The sequence below is a fragment of the Paraburkholderia hiiakae genome (assembly GCF_904848665.1).
GTDB lineage: Bacteria > Pseudomonadota > Gammaproteobacteria > Burkholderiales > Burkholderiaceae > Paraburkholderia > Paraburkholderia hiiakae.
In genome coordinates, this window is sequence record NZ_CAJHCQ010000007.1 from 15,623 (window position 1) to 36,573 (window position 20,951).

Annotated in this window: 14 protein-coding genes; 10 read left to right on the forward strand and 4 right to left on the reverse strand. The window is 66.0% G+C overall.

Going from position 1 to position 20,951, the window contains the following annotated elements:
* The 4 genes from astB to JMY28_RS14880 all read left to right on the forward strand — a co-directional run bounded on the left by astB (position 1) and on the right by JMY28_RS14880 (position 5,191).
* Complete coding sequence (gene astB / locus JMY28_RS14865) at positions 1 to 1,341, forward strand: N-succinylarginine dihydrolase (RefSeq protein WP_201696708.1); 1,341 nt, start codon at positions 1 to 3, stop codon at positions 1,339 to 1,341.
* Complete coding sequence (astE, locus tag JMY28_RS14870; RefSeq protein ID WP_201696709.1) at positions 1,325 to 2,377, forward strand: succinylglutamate desuccinylase; 1,053 nt, start codon at positions 1,325 to 1,327, stop codon at positions 2,375 to 2,377. The genes astB and astE overlap by 17 nt, the downstream gene beginning before the upstream one ends.
* Positions 2,378 to 2,683: 306 nt before the next feature.
* Complete coding sequence (locus tag JMY28_RS14875) at positions 2,684 to 3,484, forward strand: ABC transporter substrate-binding protein (RefSeq protein WP_201696710.1); 801 nt, start codon at positions 2,684 to 2,686, stop codon at positions 3,482 to 3,484.
* Positions 3,485 to 3,805: 321 nt separating this feature from the next.
* On the forward strand, positions 3,806 to 5,191 hold the full coding sequence (locus tag JMY28_RS14880; protein WP_201696711.1) for an EAL and HDOD domain-containing protein: 1,386 nt from the start codon (positions 3,806 to 3,808) through the stop codon (positions 5,189 to 5,191).
* Positions 5,192 to 5,244: 53 nt separating this feature from the next.
* On the opposite strand, the gene JMY28_RS14885 is transcribed toward JMY28_RS14880, so the two are convergent.
* Both JMY28_RS14885 and JMY28_RS14890 read right to left on the reverse strand, forming a co-directional pair.
* The gene (locus JMY28_RS14885; protein WP_201697017.1) at positions 5,245 to 6,687 is read right to left on the reverse strand and encodes an HDOD domain-containing protein; all 1,443 of its coding nucleotides are present in this window, start codon (positions 6,685 to 6,687) and stop codon (positions 5,245 to 5,247) included.
* A gap of 48 nt (positions 6,688 to 6,735) precedes the next feature.
* Complete coding sequence (locus JMY28_RS14890) at positions 6,736 to 8,691, reverse strand: putative bifunctional diguanylate cyclase/phosphodiesterase (RefSeq protein WP_201696712.1); 1,956 nt, start codon at positions 8,689 to 8,691, stop codon at positions 6,736 to 6,738.
* Positions 8,692 to 9,099: 408 nt separating this feature from the next.
* Here JMY28_RS14890 and JMY28_RS14895 point away from each other — a divergent pair, with 408 nt between their 5' ends.
* The 6 genes from JMY28_RS14895 (at position 9,100) to JMY28_RS14920 (ending at position 14,466) form a co-directional block, all read left to right on the forward strand.
* The gene (locus JMY28_RS14895) at positions 9,100 to 10,494 is read left to right on the forward strand and encodes an EAL and HDOD domain-containing protein (RefSeq protein WP_201696713.1); all 1,395 of its coding nucleotides are present in this window, start codon (positions 9,100 to 9,102) and stop codon (positions 10,492 to 10,494) included.
* Positions 10,495 to 10,654: 160 nt separating this feature from the next.
* The gene (locus tag JMY28_RS14900) at positions 10,655 to 11,218 is read left to right on the forward strand and encodes a peroxiredoxin (protein ID WP_201696714.1); all 564 of its coding nucleotides are present in this window, start codon (positions 10,655 to 10,657) and stop codon (positions 11,216 to 11,218) included.
* A 154-nt stretch (positions 11,219 to 11,372) separates the two neighbouring features.
* A complete protein-coding gene (locus tag JMY28_RS14905) occupies positions 11,373 to 11,840 on the forward strand; it encodes a hypothetical protein (protein ID WP_201696715.1) in 468 nt (155 codons plus the stop codon).
* Between the two features lie 192 nt (positions 11,841 to 12,032).
* A complete protein-coding gene (locus JMY28_RS14910) occupies positions 12,033 to 13,583 on the forward strand; it encodes a class I SAM-dependent methyltransferase (RefSeq protein ID WP_201696716.1) in 1,551 nt (516 codons plus the stop codon).
* On the forward strand, positions 13,584 to 14,132 hold the full coding sequence (gene bamE, locus JMY28_RS14915) for an outer membrane protein assembly factor BamE domain-containing protein (protein ID WP_201696717.1): 549 nt from the start codon (positions 13,584 to 13,586) through the stop codon (positions 14,130 to 14,132).
* 70 nt (positions 14,133 to 14,202) lie between these two features.
* A complete protein-coding gene (locus JMY28_RS14920) occupies positions 14,203 to 14,466 on the forward strand; it encodes a hypothetical protein (RefSeq protein WP_201696718.1) in 264 nt (87 codons plus the stop codon).
* 53 nt (positions 14,467 to 14,519) lie between these two features.
* On the opposite strand, the gene JMY28_RS14925 is transcribed toward JMY28_RS14920, so the two are convergent.
* Together JMY28_RS14925 and JMY28_RS14930 are read right to left on the reverse strand one after the other, a co-directional pair.
* A complete protein-coding gene (locus JMY28_RS14925) occupies positions 14,520 to 17,819 on the reverse strand; it encodes an efflux RND transporter permease subunit (protein ID WP_201696719.1) in 3,300 nt (1,099 codons plus the stop codon).
* Positions 17,820 to 17,823: 4 nt separating this feature from the next.
* Positions 17,824 to 20,946: an MdtB/MuxB family multidrug efflux RND transporter permease subunit gene (locus JMY28_RS14930; protein WP_201696720.1), complete on the reverse strand. Its 3,123-nt coding sequence runs from the start codon at positions 20,944 to 20,946 to the stop codon at positions 17,824 to 17,826.
* Positions 20,947 to 20,951: the final 5 nt, after the last annotated feature.

Genomic DNA, 20,951 nt, shown 5'->3' on the forward strand with positions numbered 1-20,951 from the left:
ATGCAAACCCTTGAAGCCAACTTCGACGGACTCGTCGGCCCCACGCACAACTACGCCGGGCTGTCGTTCGGCAACGTCGCCTCGCAGAGCAACGAGAAGTCCGTGGCGAACCCGCGCGCCGCGGCGCAGCAGGGCTTGCGCAAGATGAAACGGCTCGCCGACCTGGGCTTCGCACAAGGCGTGCTGCCGCCGCAGGAGCGGCCCTCCATTCGCTTGCTGCGCGAACTGGGCTTCGGCGGTAAGGATGCCGAAGCGATTGCACGCGCTGCGAAGGACGCGCCCGAACTCCTCGCGGCGGCAAGCTCCGCATCGGCCATGTGGACCGCCAATGCGGCCACGGTGAGCCCTTCGGCGGATACGCCCAACCGGCGCGTGCATTTCACGCCCGCGAACCTGTGCAGCAAACTGCATCGCGCGATCGAGCACGAGGCGACGCGCCGAACGCTCGCCACGGTATTCGCGGACTCGTCGCACTTCGTCGTGCATGAGGCGCTGCCTGGCACGCCCGCGCTCGGCGACGAAGGGGCGGCCAATCATACGCGTTTTAGCGCGCAGTACGGCGAGCGCGGCGTGGAGTTCTTCGTGTACGGGCGCAGCGAATACCGGCGCGGGCCGGAGCCCAAGCGCTTCCCGGCGCGACAGACGTTCGAGGCGAGCCGCGCCATTGCGCAGCGCCACGGCCTGACCGACGCCGGCACCGTGTTCGCGCAGCAGAACCCCGATGTGATCGACGCGGGCGTGTTCCACAACGACGTGATCGCCGTGGGCAACCGCAGCACGCTGTTCTGCCACGAGCGCGCGTTCGTCGATCAGCAAGCGGTGTATGACGAACTGCGCGCGAAGCTCGCGGCGCACGACGCGCCGTTCCACGTGATCGAAGTCCCCGAGGCGCGCGTGAGCGTCGCCGATGCGGTGTCGTCGTATCTCTTCAACAGCCAGTTGCTGAGCCGGGCGGACGGCACACAGATTCTCGTCGTGCCGCAGGAGTGCCGCGAGAATCCGCACGTGGCGATCTACCTCGATGAGCTGGTCGCGAGCAGCGGGCCGGTGGACGAAGTGCTCGTGTTCGACTTGCGCGAAAGCATGAAGAACGGCGGCGGCCCGGCGTGCCTGCGTCTGCGCGTCGTGCTCAGCGAGGAAGAGCGCGCGGCGACGGCGCCGGGCGTCTGGATGAACGACGCGCTTTTCACGCGCCTCGACGGCTGGATCGAGCGGCACTATCGCGACCGGCTCGCGCCGCAGGATCTGAGCGATCCGGCGCTGCTCGTCGAGTCGCGCACGGCGCTCGACGAACTCACGCAGATTCTCGGCCTCGGATCGCTCTATGACTTCCAGCGCTGACAACCCGCTCGCCGATTTTCTTGCGTACACGTTAGCCGGTACGCGCCCAGCCACGCCCGATGCGGCGCGCGGCGAATGCGCGGGCGGCGTGCGCTGGCAATGGCTCGACGAGGGCGTGCTGGAGCTGGAACCGGCACGCGTTGACGATACGACGCGCAGCGTGCTCCTTTCGGCAGGCGTGCACGGCGACGAGACCGCGCCGATCGAGATGCTCTCGCAGCTCGTGGCCGACATTGCGGCGGGCCGCGTAGCGCTAGCCTGCCGCGTGCTCGCGGTGCTCGGCAACGCAGGCGCAATGCGCGCCGGCGAGCGCTATCTCGACGACGATCTCAACCGGCTGTTCGGCGGCCGCCATGCACGTGTGCCGGCAAGCCGCGAGGCGCCGCGCGCCGTGGCGCTCGAAGCGGCCGCGCAGCGCTTCTTCGCGAAGGCCGCGAGTGCCGCCGATGCGCCATTCACGCGCTGGCATCTCGACATGCATACGGCGATCCGCGCCTCGGCGTTCGAGCAGTTCGCGCTGCTGCCGCACACGGGCGAGCCGCCCGCGCGCGCGATGCTCGAATGGCTCGCCGACGCGCGCATCGCGGCCGTGCTGATTCACACCGAGCAGGGCGCGACCTTGTCGTCGTTTACGGCGCAAACGTGCGGGGCGCTTGCCTGCACGCTCGAACTCGGCAAGGTGCGTCCGTTCGGCCAGAACGACCTGGCTCGCTTCGCCGGTGCCGACGCTGCCGTGCGCCGCCTCGTGGCGGGCGAAGTGTCTTTGCCAAAAGGCGCGCAGATGCCGCGCATCTTCACGGTGATCGGCCAGATCACGAAGCAGAGCGACGCGCTCAAGCTCAACGTGGCCGCCGACGTGCCCAACTTCACCCCGTTTCAGCGCGGCGAGGTGCTGGCGGAAGATGGTGCATACCGCTACGTGGTGCAGCACGACGAGGAGCGCATCGTGTTTCCGAATCCGGGCGTGAAGCCGGGCTTGCGGGCGGGCCTGCTCGTCGTCGATACCACCCGGGAGACGCTCGCCGCGCTCGCCTGAACGCCTGGCGAAAGCGCACGCTTTCGTGCGCTTTCGCATCCACGACACCCGTTTGCATGTTCGAACGCACCGCGTCGGCTTGGTGCCCCGCGCTGCCCGCGCGGCGGGGCGCAGGCGCCATCGCGGTACAATCGCGCCCTCGCGGTTGCTGCGCCGCACCACACGCGGTGCGCGCGATTGAGCCGTGAGATTGGCGCAGCGATCCTGTGCCGGCGCCGGGAAGCCGCTTTTTAGCGGCAAATCGAACCACGAAGCGGCCTGAACGGGCCGCGCCGGCGCACCCAATCTGACTGGAAAGAGACACTGATGAAGACGAACTGGAACAAGCTGGCATCGCTCGCATTCTGCGCGGCTGCCATGACGGCTGGGGCGGCAGGGGCCGCACGGGCCGCCGATATCAAGGAAATCCGCTTTGGCGTGGAGGCGTCGTACGCGCCGTTCGAATCGAAGTCGCCCGCAGGTGAGCTGCAGGGCTTCGATATCGACGTGGGCAACGCCGTCTGCGCGAAGCTCAAGGCAAAGTGCGTGTGGGTGGAAAACTCGTTCGACGGCCTGATTCCGGCGTTGCAGGCGCGCAAGTTCGCCGCGATCAATTCCGACATGTCGATCACGGACCAGCGCCGCCTCGCCATCGACTTCACCGACCCGATCTACGCGATTCCGAACCAGATGATCGCGAAGAAGGGCAGCACGCTGCAGCCCACGCCCGAGTCGCTCAAGGGCAAGCATGTGGGCGTGCTCCAGGGCACGATCCAGGAAACCTACGCGAAGGCGAAGTGGGCGCCCGCGGGCGTGGACGTCGTGCCGTACGCGACGCAGGACCAGGTCTACGCGGACCTCGTTTCGGGCCGCCTCGACGCCTCGTTTCTGGACGCCGAAGCCGCCTCCAAGGGCTTCCTGAACAAGCCGCAGGGCGCGGGCTTCGCGTTCGCGGGCCCGCAGGTCGTGGACGCCAAACTGCTCGGCGAGGGCGTGGGCTACGGCGTGCGCAAGAACGACGCGGCGCTCAAGGCCGCGCTGAACGGCGCGCTCAAGGACCTGAAGGCGGACGGCACGATGGACCGCATCGCAGCGAAGTACTTTGACGTGAAGGTCGTGCTCAAGTAATCGGCCGGTATCGATAGACCGACCGGCTGGACGAAATCCCGCCGGTCGTTTTTTTTGCGCATTTGCTTCGGATTGCATAGCAAATTATTCGTGTGTCGAAGGGACAGGAATGCGCAGGCAACAGGTATGGCACTGAAAAAGCCGCAAATAAATCCCTCTGATCGAGAAGAACTTCATTTCCGCGCCTTACTTGCCAGGATAAAATCGCGATAAGAAAGTGCCGCGTCCGGTGCGCAATGTGTGTGATGCGCAAGCGGTTGCGGCATGCCAAGAAACAAGACCAGGGTGCCGCCATGCGCGCGGTGCCGCGCGGGGGACACCATGAGCTTGAACGCCGCAGACCGGCCGCAGATGTCAGGCGTCGCGGGCAGCACACAGTCGCCGGAAGACGCCGGGCCGCCCATCGAAGTGTATTTTGCGCGCCAGCCGATGCTCGACCGGGACGGCCTTCTAAGCGCATTCGAAACACTGCCACGCCTCGTGGACGGGCGCGAAAGCGCCGAAATCGAGCAAGAGGCCGAAGCGGCCGCCAAAGACCATGCCTCGGGCCTGACGCCCAAGCCTTTCGCCACGAGCACGGCGCTCTTCAAGGCATTCGCCGCGCCGGCGCTGCGCGCCTCGCTCGCGGGCCATCCTGCGTGGCTCGACATGACGCGCGACGTGCTTTTTCACGACGGCCTGCTGCGAGTGAGCCCCGAGCGCGTCATGCTCGAGTTGCCCGTGAACATCGGCGCAGACCCGGATCTGATCGCGCGGCTCGTCGAGTTGCACCGTCGCCGGTACCGCTTCGCGCTCGACCAGGTGTCGAAGGCCGATGAGTCGCTCGCGAAACTGCTGCCCTATGTGGACGCCATCAAGATCGATATTCGCGAGATCGCGCCCACGGTGCTGCCGAAGTTCGCGAGCGTGATGAAGTCGGCGGGCAAGCTACTCGTGGCCATGGGCGTCGAGACCCAGGAAGACTATCAGCGCGCGTACGACCTCGGTTTCGACCGTTTCCAGGGCTACTTCTTCGCGAAACCGCATGGCGGCGCGCGCCGCTCCAGCGCGCCGCGCCAGGCGCTGCTGACCCTGCTGCATCTGCTTGCGGCCGAGCCCACCGTCGCGCAGCTCGAAGCGGAGCTGAAACTCAACCCCGTGCTGGTGATGCATCTGATGCGGCTTGCCAACTCGGGCGGCATGAACATCGGCCGCAAGGTGACGACGCTGCGCGATGCGATCAACGCGACCGGCACGAACGCCATCGCGCGCTGGACGCAATTGCTGCTCTACGCGGACGGCCGCAAGATCGCCGCCGAAGACGACCCGCTGCTGCAACTCGTGGCGACGCGCGCACGCTTCATGGAAATCGCCGTGACGCAGCTCGCCCACGCGCACCTCGAAGAGGAAGACGCGGCGTTTCTCGTGGGCGTGTTCTCGTTTGTCGAGGCGGTGTTTGGTGGTCCGCTCGAAAGCACGCTCGAAGTGCTCACGCTGGCCAAGCCGATCCGCACGGCGATCGTGAAGCGCGAGGGCGCGCTCGGGCGGCTACTCGAACTTTCCGAGGCGCTGGAGCGCGCAGACTGGACCCGTGTGGACGCGCTGTGCGCGGAACTCGCACCGCTCGACGCCGCGACGGTCGCGGCCATCTCGCTCACGGCTGCGGAATGGGCGGGCACGTCCGGCCGCGACGCGGAAGACGAGGGGCTGGAACGGATCGAGGACTGAAGGATGGGGAGGGCGGTGCCGCGCAAGGATGCGGCGCCGCGCCAGGTCGAAACTTAGACGGTCTGCGGAGCGTGCGTGAAGAAGCGCGCGAGTTGCTGCGCGAGATCGTTCAACGCGCTCATCTCTTTCTGTGATATGCGGCGCGGCTCCTGGCTCATGAGCCAGTCGCCGTACATCAGCGCAACGGGCTCGACGCCAGGCGTGCCCACGGGCAGCAGGACGAATGCGCGCGTGTCGTCGAAGCTCGAGCGATACCAGCTGGGCAGGCGCGCGAGAATCTTCGCGTCGCGCGCATTCTCGATGAAGATGCCCACCTTGTTGGCGATGGCGAGGTGAAACACGTCGGGCTGGAACGCGGCGGAAAACGAGAGCTTGGGCAGCACCTGGCCCATGTGCGGGCCAAAGCCGTGCTGCGCCTCGAACATGTTCGCGCCTTGCCGTACGAACACCACACTGCGTGCGAAACCCAGGCCCGCGAGCACGGTTTCGGTCGCGAGCGTGAGGGCCGTGCTGAGCGCGCTATCGGCTGGCAGCGCGCGCAGGTCCTCGACACCGGCCGCGATGCGCGCCTCGGGATCGAGCGCCTCGCGCGCGATGGCGTCGGCGTTGGCGCGCAATTCGACGATTTCGCGCATGACACCGTCTTCGGCTTCCTCGCGCGCGAGCGCGAGGCTCATCTGCACGAGCACGTCCGCGTCGGTCGACAGCGCGCGGCCGTAGTGCTGCGCAAGCTCGGCAATGTGCGTCTCGCGCATTTCATCCGAGAGGCCCGGCGTGGTCAGCACGCGTGCGACTTCGGTCGAATAGTTGGTGATGGCGCGCAGCCATTGCACGTCGCGCGGCTCCTTGTCGGCCGGGTCGAACTTGCGCATGCCGGCGCGGATCGTGTCGGGCAGGCGCCAGCGCGTGGCGGCCTCGAGGCCGAGTTCTTCGAAGGTCACGCCGAGTACGTCGAGGCACGCTTCGTCATCGCTCGAGCCTTCTTCGAGTTCGCGGCGAATCTGGTCCCACTCGGGTTCGAGATAGAACACCACGAGCAGCTTGCCGACCTGGCGCATGAGCGTGCAGACCACAGCCTCTTCGCCCGCGCGCAGGTCGCCGTGCTCGGTGAGCTTGCGCGCGACGCAGCCGGAGAGCATGGTGCGGTTCAGTTCGAGCTTGGCGTCGATGCGGCGCGGCGCGCTGTGGTGAAAGTGATCGACGATCTTCAGGCCGACGACGAGATGGCCGACGGCGTCCATGCCGAGGACCATCAGCGCGCGTGTGACGGTCGTGATGTTGCCGCCGAACGCCATGTACATGGCCGAATTCGCGAGCCGCAGCACTTTCTGCGTGAGCGCGAAATCCGAGAGCACGACCTTCACGAGCGCGCTGAAATCGTAGTCGTCGTTCGTCATCGCCGCGACCGTGGTGCGCAGCGATTGCGACAGCAAGGGGAAGTCCCCGCGTTCATTCATGCGGGCCCACAAGCGGTCTAGCAGGACGGCCTTTACCATCTGAACCATGTCAATTTCGCGAAAGCCCTGCTGTTTGCGATGCCCGCATCATTGCACCTCGTGCACGTGCAACGCACCCGAAACGAAGCGCTGCTGCAATTCTTCTGAAGGCAGCGCCTTGCAGACGAGCCATCCCTGGATATGCTCGCAACCCATGTTCGTTAGCAGCTCGCGCTGCGCCTCCGTTTCCACGCCCTCGGCCACGAGCTCGAGATCGAGCGTACGCGCGAGCCCCACCACCGCGTTCACGATCGCCTGATCGTTGCGCGAAGTGATGAGGTTCTCGACGAAGCTTCGATCGATCTTCAGCTTCGAGAGCGGGAAGCGCTGCAGGTACGCAAGACTCGAATAGCCCGTGCCGAAGTCGTCCACCGCGAAGCGAATGCCAAGCGAGGTGAGTTCTTCGAGCAGCGTTTTCGCATGCTGCGGATCGTGCATGAGCAGGCTTTCGGTAATCTCGAACACGAGCCGGCGCGGATCGACTCCGGTGAGCTCGATCGCCTCCTCGACACTTTCCCTGAAACGCGGATTGCGGAACTGCTGGGGCGAGACATTGACCGCAACGTACTGCAGCTCGATGCCTTGCTCGTCCCATTGGGTCAGTTGCATACAGGCAGCCTTCAAAACCCAATTGCCGAGATAATTAATCAGGCCGACGGATTCCGCAAGCGGAATAAATGTTGAAGGCGGCACGAGACCGTGCAATGGATGTTGCCAGCGGATCAATGCCTCCACGCCAACCACGCCGCGCGACGCGCTGCTCGTGATGGGCTGGAAGTGTAGCGAGAATTCGCCGTTGCGCACACCGTCGTAGAGGTCCGACTCCAGCTTCAAGCGCATGGCGTCGGTGGGATCGTCGTCGGGTACGTGCAACGTCAGCGTGTTGCCGCCGATGGCCTTGGCCTGCTGCAGCGCCTGGTCCGCGCGGCGGATGAGCGGCGTCGTGTCGGCGCTGGCATCGGCGCTGTTATCGGTGTCACTCGCGCCGGATGCATCCGGCCGCTGGTCCGGATGGAACGCAATGCCGATGCTCGCCGAAAGGTGCACGGGCTGGTTGCGAAACGAGTACGGCTGCAGGATCGAGGTGAGCAGGCGCCGGCCGAGCGCCTCGGCGGCGGCGCGCACTTCGTCGGGCGCGGCGTGGCGCTGCGGCGTGATCAGAATGGCGAACTCGTCGCTGCCGATGCGCGCGATCATTTCGCCCTGCAGCGCGAGGTGAGTGAGGCGCCGGGCGGTTTCGCGCAGCAGTTCGTCGCCGGCGTCGTAGCCGAGCGCGCGATTCACGCGCTGATAGTCGTCGAGGTCGAGCAGCAGGAGCGCCACAGGCACGCCGAAATGGTCCGCATCGGCCTGGGCACGTTGCAACGCGGGCGCGAGCGCGGTCTGGTTGGGCAGGCCGGTGAGCGGATCGTGATGGAGCGCGTGGGTGAGCGCGGCCTCGGTGCCCTGCCAGCCGGAGACGTCGAAGCCCGCCACGGCGAAGCCGGTCGTCTCGCCATACTGGGCGCGCTGCACGCGCAGCTCCACGGGAAGCGGGTAGGTCAGCGCCTTGACGAGATCAATCGTGTCTTTTTCCACCGCGCCGCTGTGCGCGGCGCGCGCGATGAGCGCCTCGAGGCGAGCGTGATGCTCGGGCGTGACGATGTCGGCGAGCGTCGCGCCGAGCAGGAATTCGCGGTGATAACCCGCAAAGCGCAGACTCGCGTCGGAGACGTAGAGAAAGTGCAGCTTGGCGTCCACGTGTACGAGGAAGTCCACCGCGGCTGCCGTGTTCTCGAACGAGAGCGAAGTGGCGTCTGCGTAGTCGGGTGCGGCTCCGGGGGGCGAAGGAGGCACGAGCGGCGCGGCGCCGTCGTTGTCCGCTGCGGCTCCATGCGTCGCGATCGCGTCGCCAGGCATGGGCGGGTCGCCGGCAATGCCCTTGAGGCCGGCAAGCGCGTAGAGCCGGTCAACGACCGTGCGCAACCAGCCCTGGCGGGGCGCGGAGATCCTGTTCGCTTCCATGTCTGTCGCTGGCAACCCTTTGTTTGTCTGTGGCGTCCTTGCCGGATTCCGTGTCCGGCTGAAGCCGCCCATCAGAGCAAGTTATCGACCTCGGACGGGAAATCTTTAGCGGCGGCAACGGAAAAAACACCTAACGCATAAAGGTGACGGCAGAGCGGTGCGGCGGCGTCCAGATTCGGTTAAAGTGGCGCCGGTCGAGACGCCGTTCGCCATGCGCGATGGGTCGGCGCGCGTAAAGCGCCCGTCTTGCGGGCCGCAGGGGCGGCTCGGCGCGTCGGCGGCCATTACCGGCCATTCCATCCGTACGAGTCATCCGCCATGTCCGATTCATCGTCAGCGTTTGCCGCGCCGGCAAGCGAGGCTGCGCGAGACGATGCGGGCAGGGGCACCCCTGGTTCCGCGCCGCCTATGCCGTCAGCTTCACAACCGGGCCTTACGCCCGGGTCATCAACCGGTTCGCAGACCGGCGCCGCACCCGCGCCGCAGCCGTCTGAGCCGCCGCCTGTGCCGCCGTCTCGCCAGCTGGCGCAGGCGGCTCCTGGAGCGGGTTCGGGCGCCGTACAGCCGTTTGTCTATCTCGGGCGGCAGCCCATCCTCGATCGCAATGGCGCGCTCAATGCCTATGAGCTGCTGTTTCGCGGCGGCGCGCAGAATCGCGCGGTTGTCGACGACGACGCGCTCGCCACGGCCCAGGTGATGGCGCGTACGATCGGCCAGATCGGCGTGCCCGCGGTGCTCGGTCGTCACTACGGCTATGTCAACATCAGCCGCGAACTGCTGTTCGACGACATCGTGCATCTGCTGCCGCCTGGCCGCTTCGTACTGGAGGTGCTCGAACACGTGCGCTTCGACGCCGCGGTTCTGGAGCGTCTCGCGCAACTGCGCCGGGCCGGCTACCGAATCGCTTTCGACGACGTGAGCGAGATCACGGAGAACCTGCTGCGCGCCTTGCCCTATGCGGACATCGTCAAGGTCGACCTGATGCAGACCGAGCGCGCGGCGCTGCCCGAGCTGGTCGCGAGCCTCGCCGCGCACGGCAAGACGCTGATCGCCGAGAAGGTCGAGACGGGCGAGGACTTCGAACTGGCCTCGTCGCTCGGCTTCGAGCTTTTCCAGGGCTACTTCTTTGCGCGTCCGCAGGTGCTGCGCGCGCCGCGCGTGCGCGCTTCGCGCCTTGCGCTCGTGCGCCTGCTCGCGCTCGTGGCGAACGACGTCGGCACGGCCGAACTCGAGCGCGAGCTGCGCAGCCACCCGGGCGTAGTGGTGCAACTATTGCGTCTCGTCAATTCGAGCGCGTATTCGCCTGGGCGGCCGATTTCGTCGCTGCGCGAAGCGGTGCTCGCGGCGGGCACGCGCCAGATTGCGCGCTGGGCGCAACTACTGCTCTACGCGAGCGGACGCGACCTGCCCTGGGGCTCGGACCCGCTGGTGCAACTCGCGGGCACGCGCTCGCACTTCATGGAGCTTGCCGCGCGCAGCCTGAGCCCGCAGGACCCCGATTTCGCCGATGCCGCCTTCATGACCGGCATCTTCTCGCTCGTGCACGTGCTGGTGGGCTCGACGCCCGAGCACACACTCGATCGTCTCGGCCTTGCGCGCGAGATCGTCGATGCCGTGGACGGTCATCGCGGCGAGCTCGGTACGCTGCTGCGCATCGCGACCGCGGCCGAGCGCGGCGATCACGACGGCGCGCAGCGCCTCGCTCGCGAGGCGGGCGGCATGTTCACCGCGCTCACGCCGCCGCTGCTCGGCGAACTGAACCTGTGGGCCGGCGCGTGGTTCACGGCTTACGCCGAGGGCTGAAAACAGGTTGTAAGGTTTGCGCCGGTGCGCGCTGCGAGCGCCGGAAATGTGTGATCCAATAACGGGATCGCTGCGCCGTCATGCGTCTCATTTGCGTGACGGGGAAATGGCGCCGGCAAAACGTGCACCGGCGTGGCGATTCAACTCGAGGACATTCGACATGAAACCGAGGTTCTTTGCGGCGGGAGCCGCGGCGCTCGTCTGCGCCGGGCTTGCGTTCTTTACGCTGTCAGCACAGGCGACACTCAAGCCGGGCGATCCTGCGCCCGACTTCACGACCCAGGCATCGCTGGGCGGCAAGACCTACACCTATTCGCTCGCTTCGGAACTGAAGAAGGGGCCGGTGGTGGTGTACTTCTATCCCGCAGCGTTCACGAAAGGCTGCACGATCGAAGCGCACGAATTTGCCGAAGCGGTCGATGAGTACAAGCAGTACGGCGCGACCGTGATCGGTGTTTCGCACGACAACATCGACACGCTCACGAAGTTCTCGGTGAGCGAGTGCCGCAGCAAGTTCCCGGTGGCCGCCGACGAAGACTCGAAGATCATCAAGTCGTACGACGCGTCGATGCCGATGCACGAGTCGATGGCCAATCGCGTTTCGTATGTGATCGCGCCGGACGGCAAGATCATTTACGAATACACGAGCCTCTCGCCGGACCAGCATGTGGCGAACACGTTGCGTGCCGTGAAGGAATGGGCCGCGCAGCATCCGCAGCAGTAGTCGTCGCAAACCGCAGTAAAAAGCGGGGCTCGCCGCGCGCGCGGGCCCCGCAGCGACCCGTCCCGGTCGTCCCTCCGCGTTTCGTCCTGGCATGCAGGCAATGGCGCGCCGACACCTCGCCATTGCCTGTCTCCCCGCCACCTGGAATACCCGCATGCCTATCGTCGTTGTTCTGCTTGCCTTCGCCGCGCTCGTCTACGGCGCGTACTGGTCCTTCAACGCCATCGCGGCGCACTTCGGCACGGGCGTTGCCGTAGGCGCAGCGGTGATTGCCGCGGCGCTGTTCGTCGCGCTCATCGCCTGGTGGTGGCGCCGTATGCGCGACATCGCGCCTAATGTGCGCGGCGAAGGCGACTGGACGCACCGCGTGGGCGGCGCATGGGGGGAGGCCCGTCTCGCGGCGGGCAAGCGCTTTTGCGAGCTGACGCAGGGCGGGGCGCATGGCGCGTATATCTTCGCCGACCTGCAAGGCGCGCAACCGGTGCGCGGTGCCAACGGCTGGTGCGTGGCGCTGCGCGTGGTCGACCCGAAGCGGCCGCTCTGGGAACTGCCGATGCCAGGCGAGCGCGAAGCGAAGCGCTGGGCGCGCATTTTTACGCTCGCGATTGCGCAGAAGTTGTGAGCGTGGCAACCGCCCCATTGGGGCGTCGCGCACCCGGTCGCCGATTCACTGGCGACGCAAGCTCTGTCAGACGCTGAAATAGATCAAACATCGCTTAAAGAGACGCGCAGATACTCGGCATTTGCGTCGTTGGATGCTTCGTGATCGCCGTGTGGTGGCGTCCCGTCCGGGCGCACCACGGAGCGAGTCCCGATGTCGAATGTCCCCCTTTCCCCGCATCCGCCGCACCTGTTCGAGCGCGTGCGTATTGTCACGGCCCGGCCTGCGGGCTACCCGCACAGCGCCGCATTCCAGGAATACGCGCGCGGGTTACTGGCCGCTTTTGCGGCACTCGGCGCGCAGGTCGACGCCGTCGACAACGAATTCCTCGCGGGCGACGGCGTCAACTTCGTTTTCGGTGCGCATCTGCTCGCGCCCGGCACGGTGCTGCCGTCCAACACCGTCATCGTCAACCTCGAGCAGATGCGCGCCGGCTGGCCTGCCAGGATACCGCACTATCTCGAGATGCTGCGGCATCATCCCGTGCTCGACTATTCGCCCTCGAATGTCGAGCGCATTCGCGAACTCACGGGCAACGCACATGTGCACGTGCTCACGCCCGGATACGTGCCGCAACTCACCTGCATTCCGGCGGCGGCGGAACAGGACGTCGACGTGTTGTTCTACGGCTTTCTCAACGAGCGCAGGTACAAGATTCTCGATGCGCTGCGCGCAGCCGGGCTCGTTGTGCAGCACTTGAAAGGCGTCTACGGCGACGAGCGCGATCAATGGATTGCGCGCAGCAAACTTGTCCTCAACGTCCACTATTACGACGACAAGATTCACGAAGTCATCCGTACGTCCTGGCTGCTCGCCAATCGCAAGGCCGTGGTGAGCGAGTGCGAGCCGGACACCGAAATCGCCGACGATCTGCGCGAAGCCGTCGTCGCCGTTCCTTACGATGACCTCGTGCAGACCTGTGTCGCACTGGTGAGAGACGACGCCCGCCGGCACGAAGCCGGGCAACGCGGCTTCGAAATCTTCGCCCGCCGCGATCAGGCCGCGATTCTCGCGGCGCTGCTGCCGAAGCTCTCGGTGCCGGTGCCGCGCCGCGTCAACCTTGGCAGCGGCAAATCTTACGACCCAGAGCGCCTGAATATCGACATCGATCCGAAGTGGCAGCCCGACATCCTCGGCGATCTTGCGCATCCGGCAGGCTTGAAGCAGATCTTTTTCAGCCCCAGATACGGCTTGACCCGCCTCGAAGCTGGGCAGTTCGACGAGATCGAGGCGACAGACGTGCTCGAACACGTGCCGGCGCTTACGCGCCTCATGACGCACTGTCTCGAACTGCTGCGTGAGGGTGGCGCAATGCGCGTGGTCGTTCCCTACGACCTGTCGCATGGCGCGTGGCAGGATCCCACGCACGTGCGCGCGTTCAACGAGCGCAGTTGGTGGTACTACACTCAGTGGCACTGGTATCTCGGCTGGATAGAGGCGCGCTTTGACCTGAGCACGCTCATCATGACGTTGAGCCCGTTCGGCCGTGAACTGCGTTCGCGCGGCATTGCCGACGAGGAGATTTTCCGCACGCCGCGCGCCGTGGACGCGATGGAGGCCATACTCGTCAAGCGCATGCTCACGGAGTCCGAGCGCGAAGCGGCGTTCGCAATGCACAGCGGCGCCCAGCGCGGTGCGACGGCGAACGTTGCAAAGCCCGCGTTGTCCCAATCACTTCCCGGTCGTTTTGAGCAGCAACGTTAGATGAATATGTCCCGAAAACCCTGGATCGCCGCGGCCTTGATCGCTGTTTGCGCCACGCTGCTTGCGGCGTGCGACCAGCAAAAGGTCACCGACGCCGTCAACGCGATCAAACCCGATTCGATGGCGTTCGGCGGCCTGCGTATTGACGTCTCGACCGTCGAAGACGTACGCCAGCAGGCGGGCAAGCCCGAAATGGTCTGGGAAGACGACGACGGCGCGCAGCGCCTGGAATACCCGCGCGGACCGAACGGCCTGACCACGTGGATGCTCGACTTCGATGCGAACGGCAAACTTTTGGCGATGACCCAGGCGCTAACGGCGCAGAATATCGCTCAGGTCGTGCCGGGCATGACGCAGGACGAAGTGCGGCGCCTGCTCGGCAAGCCGGCCACGGTAGCAAAATATGCGCTGAGCCATGAGGAAGTGTGGAGTTGGCACTGGGCCGAAGGCGGCGTGGCGGGGGACGGCATGTTCAACGCCCATTTCGCGCCGGATGGGCTCGTGATCAGAACGTCACGCTCCGACGCACCGGGCCACGAGCAGCATTGAGGCGGCGAGCGGACCAGCCGCACAAGCGGCAAAAGCGGCAAAAGCGGCACAAGCCGCAAGGAGGAAGCAGATGAAACGTATCGCGTTGCTTTGGAATGTCGTGAAGGGCGATGCGCGCGTGCTGTGGCACGCGCTGCGCCAGCCGGAACGCCCGGTGTGGCTCGTGCCCGCCACGGCGCTGCTCGCGCTCTATGCGCTCGACCCGTTCAATATCGCCCTGCCGCTCGCCGGTGTCGTGGATGATGGAATCATCGTTCCGCTGGTGCTGCATCTGATCGTGCGGTGTTTGCCGGTGCATTTGCGGCAGTTCCAGCCTCGAAGCGCACGGGCATAAAAAAACGGCTGAAGCGCAGCTTCAGCCGTCTTCCAGTGCGCTAACGCCACTGCTTATTCCACTTGAGCCGACGGTGCCCCGCGCCCGCGCTTCGCATCCCACCACACGCGCAGCCGGTCCATGTACAGGTACACCACCGGCGTCGTATAGAGCGTGAGCATCTGGCTCACGATCAGCCCACCCACGATCGAAATACCGAGCGGCGCACGCAACTCCGCGCCTTCGCCGCGCCCGAACGCGAGCGGCAGCGCACCCAGCAGTGCTGCGCAGGTCGTCATCATGATCGGCCGGAAGCGCAAGAGACACGCCTGATGGATCGCATCGCGCGAACTCAATCCCTGTCGGGAAGCCTCGATCGCGAAATCCACCATCATGATGGCGTTCTTCTTCACGATACCGATCAGCAGAATCACGCCGATCAGCGCGATGATGCTGAACTCCGTCTTGAAGAGCAGCAGCGCGAGCAGGGCGCCCACGCCCGCCGAGGGCAAGGTGGAGAGAATCGTGAGCGGGTGGATGTAGCTCTCGTACAGAATGCCCAGCACGATGTACACGGCCGCGAGCGCCGCGAGAATCAGCAGCGGCTGGTTGTCGAGCGACTGCTGGAACGCCTGCGCCGTGCCCTGGAAGCTGCCGTGAATCGTCGCGGGCATGCCGATCTCGCCCATCGTGTCGTAGATCGCGGCGGTCGCGTCGGAGAGCGACTTGCCGGGCGGCAGGTTGAACGAGATCGTCGAGGCCACGAACTGGCTCTGGTGATTCACCGAAAGCGGTGTCGTGCCGGGGCCGAACGAGGCGATCGACGACAGCGGCACCATGGTTTCCTTCGATGTCGACACCGCCGCGCCCGACGACGCGCTCGACTTGCCGCTCGCGGCGAGCGAGTTGGTCGCGAGGTTGCGCGCGGAGTCGGCGGCGATGGCCGCGGCGCTCGATGTCGTAGTGGCGGCTGTGCCGCCCGTCGAGGCGGTGGTCGGGCCGCTCACCGTGCCCGCCGTTGCGTTGGTGCTCTGCGCGCCGCTCGCCGTGCCGCCCGAGGTGCTCACCCAGATCTCGTTGAGCATGGTCGGGCTCTGCCAGTACTGCGGCGCGACTTCCATCACCACGTGGTACTGGTTGAGCGGGTTGTAGATCGTCGAGACCTGGCGCTGTCCGAACGCGTCGTAAAGCGTGTTGTCGATCTGCGAGGGCGTGATGTTCAGCCGAGCGGCGCTTGCGCGGTCGATGTTGATCATCGACTCGAGGCCGCCTTGCTGCTGGTCCGAATTCACGTCGGCGAGTTCGGGGCGCGCCTGCAGCGCCTCGGTGAGCTTCGGCCCCCACTTGTAGAGGTCGGCGGTGTTGTCGGCGAGCAGCGTGAACTGGTACTGCGCGTTCGACTGCCGGCCGCCCACGCGAATATCTTGCACCGCTTGCAGGAAGGTGCGCGCGCCCGCCACGTTCGAGAGCGGCCCGCGCAGTTGAGCGATGACTTCATCGGCAGAAAGCTTGCGCTCGCTCTTGGGCTTGAGCGAGACGAACATGAAGCCCGAATTGGTCGCGCGCCCGCCTGAGAAACCCGCGACGGAGTCGACCGCCGGGTTCGCCTGCACGATACGCATCATCTCGGCGAACTTCACCTTCATCGCCTGAAACGAGGTGGCCTGGTCGGCCTGGATGCCGCCGATCAGGCGCCCCGTGTCCTGCTGCGGGAAGAAGCCCTTGGGCACGATCACGTAGAGCGCGACGTTCAGCGCGATGGTCGCGATGAGCGTGAGCAGGATGACGAACGGATGCGCCAGCGCCCAGCCGAGCGTGCGCTCGTAGCCGCCCTGCATGCGCAGGAAGCCGCGTTCGAGCCACTGCGCGAAGCGGCCTTCTTCTTTCTTCTCGTGCGCTTCTTCGAGCAGGCGCGAGCACATCATCGGCGTGAGCGTGAGCGAGACGGCCAGCGACACCGCAATGGCGAGCGAGAGCGTGAGCGCGAATTCGCGGAAGAGGCGCCCGACAATGCCGCCCATCAGCAGAATAGGCAGGAACACGGCGACGAGCGACACGCTGATCGAGAGCACCGTGAAACCCACCTCGCGCGCGCCGAGGAGCGCCGCCTTCATGCGCGGCACGCCGTTCTCGATATGCCGCGAGATGTTCTCGAGCACGACGATGGCGTCGTCCACGACGAAGCCCGTCGCGATGGTGAGCGCCATGAGCGAGAGGTTGTCGAGCGAGAAGCCCATCAGGTACATGGCCGCGAAAGTGCCGATGATCGAGATGGGCACGGCCACGCTCGGAATCAGCGTCGCACGCCAGTTGCGCAGGAACAGGAACACCACCATCACGACGAGCGCCACGGCGATCATGAGCGTGCGTTCGGTGTCCTTGAGCGAGGAGCGGATCGTGACCGAGCGGTCGGACGTCGGGATCACTTCGACGTCGGCGGGCAGCGATGCTTTCAACTGCGGCAGCATCTCGATCACGCGGTCCACGGTCTCGATGATGTTCGCGCCTGGCTGGCGGTAGAGGATCACGAGCACCGAGCGCTTGCCGTTGGCGAGACCGATGTTGCGCAGGTCTTCCACCGAATCGACCACTTCGCTCACGTCCGAGAGCTTCACGCCCGCGCCGTTGCGGTAGGCGATCACGAGATCCTTGTACTGGCTCGCCTTGCTCGCCTGGTCGTTGGTGTAGAGCTGAAAGCGCTGCGGGCCGAACTCGATATCGCCCTTCGGACTGTTCGCGTTGGCCGAGGCGAGCGCCGCGCGCACGTCTTCGAGGCCGATGCCGTAGTGAAAGAGTGCGTGCGGCTCCAGCTCCACGCGCACGGCCGGGTTCGCCGAGCCGCTCACGTCGACTTCGCCCACGCCGTCCACCTGCGAGAGCGATTGCTGCAGCACCGTGGCCGCCGAGTCGTAGAGCTGGCCCGCGGTGAGCGTGGGCGAGGTGAGCGCGAGAATCAGGATCGGCGCGTCGGCAGGGTTGACCTTGTGGTAGGTCGGGTTCTGCCGCAGGCTCGTGGGCAGGTCGGCGCGCGCGGCGTTGATCGCCGCCTGCACGTCGCGCGCGGCGCCGTCGATGTCGCGGTTCAGACCGAATTGCAGCGTGATGCGCGTGCTGCCCACCGAGCTTTGCGAGGTCATCTCCGTGACGTCGGCGATCGAGCCCAGGTGCCGCTCCAGCGGGCTCGCCACGCTGGTCGCCACGGTTTCGGGGCTCGCGCCCGGCAACGTGGCCTGCACGGAGATGGTGGGAAAGTCCACCTGCGGCAGGGGCGCGACCGGCAGCTTCGTGAACGCGAAGAGGCCGGCCAGCGCAATGCCAATGGCGAGCAGCGTGGTCGCGACGGGGCGGGAGATGAACGGGCGCGAGAGATTCATCGCGTCAGTTCTCCGTCGATGACGAGGTCGCGCTGTGCGAACCGCCGCCGAAGCGCTGGCGCAGACGCTGCGCGATCCGGTCGAACGCGAGATAGATCACGGGCGTCGTGAAGAGGGTGAGCGCCTGGCTCACGATCAGCCCGCCTGCAATCGCGATGCCGAGCGGACGGCGCAGCTCGCTCCCCGCGCCGTAGCCGAGGATCAGCGGCACGGCGCCGAGCAGGGCCGCCATCGTCGTCATCATGATCGGGCGAAAGCGCAACAGACACGCCTGGTAGATCGCCTCGCGCGGCGGCTTGCCTTCGTGGCGCTCGGCCTCGAGCGCGAAGTCGATCATCATGATGGCGTTCTTCTTCACGATGCCGATCAACAGCACGATGCCGATGATGCCGATGATGTCGAGGTCGTGCCCGGTCAGGATGAGCGCGAGCAGCGCGCCGATCCCGGCCGATGGCAGGGTGGAGAGAATCGTGATGGGATGCACGAAGCTCTCGTAGAGCACGCCGAGCACGATGTACATCGTGACGATGGCCGCGAGAATCAGGAACAGCTCGTTGGACAGCGACGCCTGGAACGCGAGCGCCGCGCCCTGGAAGCGCGTCTGGAACGAGCCCGGCAGGCCGATGTCCTTTTCCGCCTGCTGGATCGCCTTGACCGCCGCGCCGAGCGAGGAGCCCGGCGCCAGGTTGAACGAGACTGTCGTGGCCGGGAACTGCGAGAGATGCGAGACGAGCAGCGGCGCCGGCCGCTCGTGGAACTTCGCGATGGCCGAGAGCGGCACCTGGCCCGTGCTGGAGGTCGAGGAGGGCAGGTAGATCGAGTTCAGCGCGTCGGTGTAGTGCTGCAGCACCGGGTCGGCTTCGAGAATCACGCGGTACTGGTTCGACTGCGTGAAGATCGTCGAGATGATGCGCTGGCCGTAGGCGTCGTAGAGCGCGTTGTCCACCGTCGCGGGCGTGATGCCGTAGCGCGCGGCGCTCGCGCGGTCGATCTCGATGAACACGGAGCTGCCCTGGTCCTGCAGGTCGGTCGCCACATCGGCGAGTTCGGGCAGTTGCTGCAAACGTTGCACGAGCTTCGGCACCCAGGTCGTGAAGTCCTGAATGTTCGGCGTAGTGAGCATGAACTGATACTGCGTCGGGCTCACCGTCGAGTCGATCGTGAGGTCCTGCACCGGCTGCATGTAGAGCGTCGCGCCTGGCACGTGGGCCACGCTCTTTTGCAGGTCGCGGATGATCTCGCTAGCCGTTTCGCTGCGGTCGTCGCGCGGCTTCAGGTTGATGAGCATGCGACCGCTGTTGAGCGTGATATTGGTGCCGTCCACGCCGATGAACGAGGTGAGGCTTTCGACGTTCTCGTTCTTGAGGATCTCCGCGGCGAGTGCCTGCTGGCGCTGTGCCATCGACGCATAGGACACCGATTGCGGCATCTGCGTAATGGCCTGGATCACGCCCGTGTCCTGCACGGGGAAGAAGCCCTTGGGCACGATCACATAAAGAATGCCGGTGAGCACGAGCGTGATGAGGAACGCGATCATCGTGAGCCGCTGGCGTGCGAGCACCCATTCGAGCGCCACGCCGTAGCGGCCGATCACATAGTCGAAGAACGCATGCACGCGCGCCTCGAAGCGGTGGCTTTCGGGCGGCGGCGTGTGGCGCAGCATCTTCGCGCACATCATCGGCACGAGCGTGAGCGAGACCACGGCCGAAATCACGATCGTCACCGCGAGCGTGATGGCGAACTCGTGGAAGAGGCGGCCGACCACGTCGCCCATGAACAGCAGCGGAATCAGCACGGCGATCAGCGACACCGTCAGCGAGATGATGGTGAAGCCGATCTGCTTCGAGCCCTTGAGCGCGGCTTCGAGCGGTGTTTCACCGTCCTCGACGTAGCGCGCGATGTTCTCGATCATGACGATGGCGTCGTCCACCACGAAGCCGGTCGCGATGGTGAGCGCCATGAGCGAGAGGTTATCGAGCGAGAAGCCGCACAGATACATGACCGCGAGCGTGCCGATGAGCGAGAGCGGCACGGAAAGGCTCGGAATGATCGTGGCGTAGATGTTCGCGAGGAACAGGTACATCACGAGCACGACGAGCACCACCGACATCAGCAGCTCGAACTGCACGTCGCGTACCGAGGCGCGGATCGTGGTCGTGCGGTCGGTGACGATCTGCACGTCGAGCGAGGAGGGCAGCGCTTCCTGCAACTGCGGCAGGAGCGCCTTGATGCTGTCCACCACCTGGATCACGTTCGCGCCCGGCTGGCGCTGCACGTTCAGGATGATCGCGGGCGTGCCGTCCGCCCACGCGCCGAGCTTGGTGTTCTCCGCGCCCTGCACGATGTTCGCGACATCCGTGAGCATGACGGGGCGGCCGTTGCGGTAGGCGATCACGGCGTCTTTGTACGCGTCGGCGTCGGTCAGCTGGTCGTTCGCGTTGATCGTGTAGGCGCGCGTGGGGCCGTCGAAGCTGCCCTTCGGCGTGTTCACGTTCAGGTTCGAAATGCTCGTGCGCAGGTCGTCGAGATTCAGGCCGTAGGCCGCGAGCGCGCGCGGGTTCGCCTGGATGCGCACCGCGGGGCGCTGGCCGCCCGACAGGCTCACGAGGCCCACGCCCGCCACCTGCGAGATTTTCTGTGCGAGGCGCGTGTCGGCGAGATCCTGGATCTGCGTGAGCGGCAGCGTTTTCGAGGTGATGGCGAGCGTCAGGATCGGCGCGTCGGCGGGGTTCACCTTGGCGTAGATCGGCGGCGCGGGCAGGTCCGAGGGCAGCAGGTTGCCGGCCGCGTTGATGGCGGCCTGCACTTCCTGCTCGGCCACGTCGAGCGGCAGGTCGAGGCTGAACTGCAGCGTGATGACCGAGGAGCCCGCCGAGCTTTGCGACGACATCTGGTTGAGCGACGGCATCTGGCCGAACTGGCGCTCGAGCGGCGCGGTGACCGAGGACGTCATCACGTCCGGACTCGCCCCCGGGTAGAAGGTCTGCACCTGGATGGTCGGGTAATCGACTTCGGGCAGGGCGGAAAGCGGCAGAAAGCGCAGCGCGACGAGACCGACCAGCATGATCGCCGCCATGAGCAGCGCCGTGCCGACCGGCCGCAGGATAAAGGCGCGGGATGGATTCATGCTGG

What these genes read in the sequence shown, in the direction of transcription:
- JMY28_RS14895 (WP_201696713.1), top strand. Translation starts at nt 9,100, where the DNA reads ATGCCGTCAGCTTCACAACCGGGCCTTACGCCCGGGTCATCAACCGGT.
- JMY28_RS14890 (WP_201696712.1), bottom strand. Translation starts at nt 8,691, where the DNA reads ATGGAAGCGAACAGGATCTCCGCGCCCCGCCAGGGCTGGTTGCGCACG.
- JMY28_RS14930 (WP_201696720.1), bottom strand. Translation starts at nt 20,946, where the DNA reads ATGAATCCATCCCGCGCCTTTATCCTGCGGCCGGTCGGCACGGCGCTG.
- astE (WP_201696709.1), top strand. Translation starts at nt 1,325, where the DNA reads ATGACTTCCAGCGCTGACAACCCGCTCGCCGATTTTCTTGCGTACACG.
- astB (WP_201696708.1), top strand. Translation starts at nt 1, where the DNA reads ATGCAAACCCTTGAAGCCAACTTCGACGGACTCGTCGGCCCCACGCAC.
- JMY28_RS14875 (WP_201696710.1), top strand. Translation starts at nt 2,684, where the DNA reads ATGAAGACGAACTGGAACAAGCTGGCATCGCTCGCATTCTGCGCGGCT.
- JMY28_RS14905 (WP_201696715.1), top strand. Translation starts at nt 11,373, where the DNA reads ATGCCTATCGTCGTTGTTCTGCTTGCCTTCGCCGCGCTCGTCTACGGC.
- JMY28_RS14920 (WP_201696718.1), top strand. Translation starts at nt 14,203, where the DNA reads ATGAAACGTATCGCGTTGCTTTGGAATGTCGTGAAGGGCGATGCGCGC.
- JMY28_RS14900 (WP_201696714.1), top strand. Translation starts at nt 10,655, where the DNA reads ATGAAACCGAGGTTCTTTGCGGCGGGAGCCGCGGCGCTCGTCTGCGCC.
- JMY28_RS14910 (WP_201696716.1), top strand. Translation starts at nt 12,033, where the DNA reads ATGTCGAATGTCCCCCTTTCCCCGCATCCGCCGCACCTGTTCGAGCGC.
- bamE (WP_201696717.1), top strand. Translation starts at nt 13,584, where the DNA reads ATGAATATGTCCCGAAAACCCTGGATCGCCGCGGCCTTGATCGCTGTT.
- JMY28_RS14925 (WP_201696719.1), bottom strand. Translation starts at nt 17,819, where the DNA reads ATGAATCTCTCGCGCCCGTTCATCTCCCGCCCCGTCGCGACCACGCTG.
- JMY28_RS14880 (WP_201696711.1), top strand. Translation starts at nt 3,806, where the DNA reads ATGAGCTTGAACGCCGCAGACCGGCCGCAGATGTCAGGCGTCGCGGGC.
- JMY28_RS14885 (WP_201697017.1), bottom strand. Translation starts at nt 6,687, where the DNA reads ATGGTAAAGGCCGTCCTGCTAGACCGCTTGTGGGCCCGCATGAATGAA.